Consider the following 6,362-nt stretch of genomic DNA (forward strand, 5'->3'; position numbering starts at 1 on the left):
CCTGGCCTTTGGCAATGTGAAGGGCATGAAGGAGGCGGTGGATCACTATCCGGCCAATTTCGTCGTCGAGCTGGCCCGCCAATGCATCGACAATGGCGCCGACATGTTCGTTACCCATGGCGTGCATGCTTTGGCCGGCATGGAAATCTACAAGGGGAAGCCGATCTTTTACGGCCTCTCCAACTTCATCTTCCAGTTCGGCCTGCAATTCGGCGCCGGCTATGACGTCTTGGCCAATTTCGAGAAGAAATCGGAGCTGGAAAATCCCGCCAGCCACGAAGCCATCCTCGCCACCAGCCATTTCGACAAGGGCCGGCTGGTGGAGGTGCGCCTGTTTCCCGCCGATCTGGGCGGCGCAAGGCGCCCTATTTCGCAAATGGGCATACCGCTGGAGCCCGAGCCGGCATTGGCCGAGGCCATCCTGGCCCGCTTCGCCGAATATTCCGCCCCCTTCGGAACCCGCATCGCCATCGAAAACGGCGTCGGCATTGTCAGGGTGGACGCATGAGCTTTTTATTGAACAATATTGTACAACAAAATATCGTTGTGCGACGCTATCGTGGTGGGGGAGCCTGAAAAATGCTGAATGTTGACTCCTCGACCGGCACGGACGAGCCCCGACTGACCTCGCTGTCCCATGGCGGTGGCTGCGGCTGCAAGATCGCGCCCGGCCTGCTCTCCGAGATGCTGCGCGCCTCTCCGGCCTTTCCGGTTCCCGAAGCCCTGCTGGTGGGTAACGAGACTGCGGACGACGCGGCGGTCTACAGGCTGAACGACGAGCAGGCTCTGGTCGCCACTACCGATTTTTTCATGCCCATCGTCGACGACCCCTATGATTTCGGGCGCATCGCCGCCACCAATGCCATCAGCGACGTCTATGCCATGGGGGCGCGGCCGATCCTGGCCCTGGCGCTGGTGGGCATGCCGATCAAGGTGCTCTCCACTGCCACCATCGGGCGTATTCTGGAAGGCGGGGCCTCTGTCTGCGCCGCCGCCGGCATTCCGGTTGCCGGCGGGCACACCATCGATTCCGTCGAGGCCATCTATGGCCTGGTGGCGCTGGGGCTGGTCCATCCCGACCACGTCAAGCGCAATTCCGATGCCCAACCCGGCGACGTGCTCGTGCTCAGCAAGCCGATCGGCGTCGGCGTCATGTCGGCGGCGCTGAAAAAGGGCCAGCTTGCACCGGACCAGTACCGGCAGATGATCGAGACCACCACCCGTCTCAATACGCCGGGACCGGATCTGGCCAAAATCGCCGGCGTCCACGCCATGACCGATGTCACCGGCTTCGGGCTTGCAGGGCACGCGCTGGAGCTGGCGCGCGGCTCGGGCTGCAGGGTCGAACTCGACTGGCGGGCGGTGCCGCTTCTGGCCGAGGCGCGCGAGCTGGCCGAGCGCGGCAATGTCACCGGCGCCTCGGGCCGCAATTGGGATAGCTATGGCGCTGAAGTGGCGCTTTCGCGGGGATTTTCCGCCGCCGACCGCGCGCTGCTCACCGATCCGCAGACCAGCGGCGGCCTGCTGGTTGCCTGTGCGCCTTCGGCGCTCGACGCGGTGATGAGTGTGCTGCGCCAGCGTGGTTTCGCGGCCGCTTCGGTCGTGGGTTCGGTGACGGCGGCGGGGCAGGGCCCGCGCCTCGCCATTGGTTGAAATTCTTGCCTGCCCTTGCGGCGGGCCGAAGAGGAGAAAGAAAATGAGTGACGCTATTTACGAGGTTGTCTGGCCCAGCAGCCAGCGCATGCTTGACGGGGCCAAGCTGGCCAAGCGCCTCGACAGCCTGGCCGGCAAGACCGTGGCCCAGCTCTGGGACTGGGTGTTCAAGGGCGACAAGATGTTCGAGATCTGGGAGCGTGAGCTGGCCCGGCTCTACCCCACCATCAAGTTCGTTTCCTGGCGTGAATTCGGCGAAATCCATGGCGCCAATGAGCATGCCGTGCTCGAAGCGCTGCCGGGCAAGCTCAAGGAGCACAATGTCGATGCCGTGATTGTCGGCGTAGGCTGTTGAGGCTCCTGTACGGCCGCCGTGACGCGTGCCAGCGCTCTTGTTGAAAGACTCGGTTATCCGACCGTGACGATGCTCTGCTCTGGGTTCGTGAACCAGGGCAAGATGACGGCCAAGGGATTGGGCATGCCCAACCTGCCGCATACGATTCACACCGGCCACGTCAATCTCGTGACCGATGAACAGCTCGAACAGGCTGTTGCCGGCCCCATGCTGCAACAGGTGATCGATGGCTTGACCATACAGCCCGCGGAGGCCCGTTTTGCGGGCGAGCCGGGGATGCGTGATGTCATTTTCAAGGGGACTTATGAGGAGGTAAACGATCACTTCCTGAAGAATGGCTGGAGCGAGGGGCTTCCCGTCGTGCCTCCGACCATTCGCAAGATCGAGGAGTTCCTGCGTTTCACCCCGCGCAAGCCCGAGGAAGTATTGGGCAAGGCGCTGCCGGACAGCCGCGAGGCGACGGTGTGGAGCGTGGCGGTCAATGGCGTGATGGCGGGCTGCCGTCCCGAATACATGCCGGTGCTGGTCGCCATCGCGGAAGCGATGATGGACCCGGTCTTCGGGCATGAGCATCTGGGCCATACGCCGGCGACGGAGACGCAGATCATCGTCAATGGCAAGGTGCTGGACGATCTGGGGTTCAATTACCTCCAGGCCGCTCTGCGCCCGGGCTTCCAGGCCAACACCTCCATCGGGCGGTTCTGGCGCATGTATCTGCGCAATGTGTGCGGCTTCATTCCGCACCAGACCGACAAGGGGTGCTTCGGGGGCAATTTCCGCATCGTTCTCGGCGAGAACGAGGAGGCGGCGCGCTCGATGGGCTGGCCGACCCACGCCCAGGAAGAAGGGTATGCGTTCGGCGAGAACGTCGTCACCATCACCGCCTGCACGGAAATGACCCAGGCCATCGAGGTCGGCGACCCCAATGCCGAGCAGATCCTGAAGAACATCGAGGCCAGGATGGCCGACAACAACATGTTCATTCAGTTCTTCTTCCGCGGCATGGTCACCCGCCCGCTGGTGGTCATCACCCCGGCCATCCTCAAGGTCCTTACCGATCAGGGCTGGACCAAGCAGAAGGTGCGCAAGCATTTCTACGAGAATGCCAGGCTCCGGGTCTCCCGGCTCTCGGGCATGATTCTCAACCGCTTCTATCGCGGCATCGACGAGAAATGCTGGCCCGAGCAATTGGGAACCTCGATGGATGTCGAGCGCGACATCCAGATGGTCTCCAAGCCCGAGGATTTCCTGATCGTGGTGGCCGGCGATCCCGACCGCGACCATACCATGATCGGTTCGGGCAACGGCTATATCGGTTTCCCCGTCACCCGGAAAATCGAGCTGCCGGAGAACTGGTCGGAGATGCTGGCGTCCGCGTCGGCAAAATGAAACCTGGGCGCCGCGCCCGGGCGCGGCGTCCTGCTATTGTGCGGGCATCATGCATGGTGCCCGGTTATCTGGTCCAAGGGAGGAGAATCCATGACAGACCGTTATCGTCACACTATTCCAGCTACTGGCCCGCTATCCGCTACAATGGGGCGGCGGGCGCTGCTCAAGGGCACCGGCCTTGCCGTCGCCGGCTCGATGGTCGGGGGGCTTTTCGGCCGCAGCGCCTTTGCGCAGGGCGCCGATGAGGCGCTGGTCGCCGCCGCCAAGGCGGAAGGGCGGCTGGTGCTCTACACCGGTTCGGCCGAGCCGCTCATCATCTCGCTGGCCGAGGCGTTCAAGGCGGAATACGGCATCCAGCTCGAATATCAGCGCCTGAATTCCAGCGATGTGGCCTCCCGCTACACGGCGGAAGCCGAGGCCGGCAAGACCATTGCCGACGTGGTGATGGCCGGCGATCCGCTGCTGCTGGAAGCGTTCCGCGCCAAGGGCTGGCTTGCCGATCTCGATCCTGCCCTCGTTCCCGGCCTGGCCGACTGGCCCGAGCAGTTCCGCAACGACTTTTCGGCCGTCATCAGCATCAATCCGCAGACCATGGCCGTGAACACCCAGCTGGTGGCCGAGCCGCCGACCTCGTGGAGCGACATGCTGCGCCCCGAATTCAAGGGCCGCATGATCACCCAGGATCTGCGCAGTGTCGGCCTCGTGGCCTTCGGCGCCTATGATCTGCTGCTGCGCGAATATGGCGAGGATTTCCTGCGCGATCTCGGCAAGCAGGACTTCCAGCTCGGCTCGGGTGGCCCCGCTTCGATCCAGCAGGTGGCGGCGGGCGCTGCGAGCCTGTTCTTCCCGTGCTCGACCACGCAGGCCTATTCGATGATCGACCAGGGGGCGCCCGTGGCCGCCGTCATCCCCGAGAACGAGCCCTGCACGGGGGTCTTGACCCCGGTTGCCGTGTCGCAGAATGCGCAGAATCCCAATGCCGCGCGTCTGTTCTCCGGGTTCCTGCTGTCGCAGACCGGCCAGGTGCTGCTCAACGCCCAGACGATCTCGCCCAACAGCTCGCCCGGCACCGCGCCGCTTCCGCCCCATTTCGTCGAGCCCGACATGGAATCGGCCGAAGAAAACCAGCAGAAGATCATTGAACTGATGGGCCTCGCCTAAGCCTGAACCGGAGCAGCGCCGTGCAAACCGAAAATCCGACCCTTGCCAATAAGGCGCCCAACCGGCTTGCACGGTGGCGTTGGCGGCCGACGAGCGTCGTCGCCAACGCCCTGCTGATCGGCATTGCCTTCCTGATGATCTATCCCACCATTCAGCTCATCGCCCTGATCCTGCGGGGCGACGACCTGGGCGGTGTGGGCCTTGGCCCCGGCATCGAGGGCGTTCTGTGGAATACCTTCGTGATGGTCGCCTCATCGAGCGTCATCGCCCTTATCTTCAGCACGGCGCTGGCCCTCATCGCCGAACGCACCGATGGCGGTCTGCCGGGCATCGGCAATTTCATGCCGGTGGCTCCGCTGATGCTGCCCTCGGTGACGGGCGTGCTGGGCTGGGTGGTGCTGTTCGATCCGCGCATCGGCTTCGTCAACGTGGCGCTGCGCTGGACGATGGGCCAGCCGCTGATCGGGGGCTATGGCCCTATCGATATCTATACCATGCAGGGCATGATCTTCGCCCTTTCCATCCATCTGGTCCCGGCGATCTACCTTATCACCTCCTCGGCGCTGCGCAGCCTCGACCCGGCCATCGAAGAGGCGTCGCGCATCTCCGGCGCCGGCCCCCTGCGCACCTGGATCACCGTTACCCTGCCGGCCATCCGCCCGGCGATTTTCGAGGCCTGGCTGCTCAGCATCATCAACGGCATCGCCATTTTCGCCGTGCCGGTCATCCTGGGCACGGCGGGGAAGATCGAGGTCGTCTCGGTGCGCATCTATCGCTATTTCACCGACTATCCCGCCAATGAGAAAGCGGCGCTGACGCTTGCGCTGGGCATGCTGGTGGTGGTGCTGGCGCTGCGCGCCGCGCAATGGAAGTTCCTGCCCAGTGGACGCCACGCCACCATTGGCGGGCGGGGCGTTCGCCATGCGCCGGCGCGCCTTGGCGTCTGGCGATATGTTACCCGCGCCGTCTTCATCGGCTACATCCTGATTTCTCTGGTGCTGCCGCTCATCGCGCTGATGGTGGTGTCGCTACAGCCCTTCTGGTCGCTCAATTTCTCCAATCTTTCGTTCAGCAATTATTTCACCGTGCTGACCGTCAATCCGGCGACCACAAGGGCCCTGGCGAATTCGCTGTTCCTCGCCACCACCGGGGCGACGATCATCATGATCATCGCCGGCTATCTGATGCTCTATGCCAATCATTTCGGCACCACTGCGCCGCGCGGCCGCAGGTTCCAGCTCAAGGGCTATAAGGGCCTGGTCGATTTCGTCACCACCATGCCGGCAACCTTTCCCCATACCCTGGTGGGCGTGGCCTTCATCCTGGCGTTTTCGCGCTGGCCGCTGGATATCTACGGCACCATCTGGATTTTGTTCTTCGCCTATCTGCTGATGGAAATTCCCTACGCGTCCACGGCGGCACGCTCGGCGGCGCTGCTGGTTGGCAAGGAGCTGTCGGAATCGTCCCGCGTGTTCCGCGCTTCCGAACAGACCACCATGCGCAGGATCCTGCTTCCCCTGTCGATGCCGGGGCTGGCGGCGGGCTGGGTCCTGGTCTTCATCCACATGATGGGCGAGGTCACGGCCTCGGCCATTCTCTCGGGCACGTCCAATGGCGTGGTCGGCGCCGTTCTGCTGGATTTGTGGGAGAATGGCAGCTTCCCGCTGATGACGGCCTTCGCGCTCGTCATCTGGCTGATCGCCACCTGCATGATGTGCTTCGTGCTGTGGCTCAACAACCGGGGCCTCGAGCGCTCGCGCTAACCTTCCGACCAGACAAAATCGCGCCGGCCGCACCACCGCGG

The 6,362-nt window shown here is 63.7% G+C and carries 6 protein-coding genes; all 6 read left to right on the top strand.

The genetic code is table 11. The features are described from left to right. A partial coding sequence (locus VDP82_RS12425) for a CapA family protein (RefSeq protein WP_323015163.1) occupies positions 1-508 on the top strand: 508 nt, incomplete at its 5' end. 71 nt (positions 509-579) lie between these two features. Further along, complete coding sequence (gene selD / locus VDP82_RS12430; protein WP_323015164.1) at positions 580-1,653, top strand: selenide, water dikinase SelD; 1,074 nt, start codon at positions 580-582, stop codon at positions 1,651-1,653. A gap of 43 nt (positions 1,654-1,696) precedes the next feature. Continuing rightward, entirely contained in the window at positions 1,697-2,008 is a 312-nt protein-coding gene (locus tag VDP82_RS12435) for a hypothetical protein (RefSeq protein ID WP_323015165.1), read from the top strand. 63 nt (positions 2,009-2,071) lie between these two features. Next, entirely contained in the window at positions 2,072-3,397 is a 1,326-nt protein-coding gene (locus VDP82_RS12440) for a hypothetical protein (protein ID WP_323015166.1), read from the top strand. 90 nt (positions 3,398-3,487) lie between these two features. Beyond that, positions 3,488-4,558, top strand: coding sequence for an ABC transporter substrate-binding protein (locus VDP82_RS12445; protein WP_323015167.1), 1,071 nt, complete (start codon positions 3,488-3,490; stop codon positions 4,556-4,558). 20 nt (positions 4,559-4,578) lie between these two features. After that, entirely contained in the window at positions 4,579-6,321 is a 1,743-nt protein-coding gene (locus VDP82_RS12450) for an iron ABC transporter permease (protein WP_323015168.1), read from the top strand. The last annotated feature ends 41 nt before the right edge of the window (positions 6,322-6,362 follow it).

The sequence above is a fragment of the Devosia sp. genome (assembly GCF_034675085.1).
Lineage (GTDB): Bacteria > Pseudomonadota > Alphaproteobacteria > Rhizobiales > Devosiaceae > Devosia.

Bases quoted from the DNA above. Each gene is read 5' to 3' on its own strand.
- VDP82_RS12445 (WP_323015167.1), top strand. From the start codon at position 3,488: ATGACAGACCGTTATCGTCACACTATTCCAGCTACTGGCCCGCTATCC.
- VDP82_RS12435 (WP_323015165.1), top strand. From the start codon at position 1,697: ATGAGTGACGCTATTTACGAGGTTGTCTGGCCCAGCAGCCAGCGCATG.
- selD (WP_323015164.1), top strand. From the start codon at position 580: ATGCTGAATGTTGACTCCTCGACCGGCACGGACGAGCCCCGACTGACC.